This window comes from Vibrio sp. D173a (genome assembly GCF_030248475.1).
Window position 1 is genome coordinate 1 of record NZ_JAHGAH010001384.1, and the last position, 600, is coordinate 600.

At 43.2% G+C, this 600-nt stretch carries 1 pseudogene; it reads right to left on the reverse strand.

The features are described from left to right. Positions 1-344: 344 nt before the first annotated feature. Positions 345-600, reverse strand: a pseudogene (locus KIV40_RS33525) (alpha/beta hydrolase); the annotation flags it as partial.

A 600-nucleotide genomic window follows, 5' to 3' on the forward strand; every position in this document is an offset into this window, starting at 1 on the left:
ATTGCTGCGGCACCACACCAAAAACCAATTCGATCTTTTCTGATGCATGAATTGGGCTTACCAAAAGCCCAAGCGACAAAACAATTATCGAACCTAGCTTTCCTAAGAAAAGTCTCATAGTCATCAAAGCTGCCTCTCTATCCTTGTATTCGAATTTAAAATTCGTCATCCATAGGATTAAGGATAGAAAACTATATGCATTTGAACAGGATTTTTAACTCAAAAAATCAGCATCTTGGCTTTCGTATTGTCGCGCAAGTCGTTCCCTTTGTGCTCCGTGCGGCACATACAAAAATACCGCAATCGCTGCGGTATTTAAGGTAATGACACTCAGTTAAGTCAATCTACTCAATATGAGTGATGAATTGATACTTGTCTGAATCGGCTTGGGTTAGCCAGTGCTGCCCATTAAACGGAGCCGAGTCGAGAGTGAACAGGTAAAAGTCGATGCCTTTATCCCCCATCACCGCATCAAAGTACGTCGCTTGCTTACGATGGCTTTCATCTGTGTATGGGAAATCCTTCGCGGTCTTATCGGCAGAACCCCAACTGTGAACACCGATTTGCTCAAGCGTTTCAAAGTTATCAACCTTGTTCGCG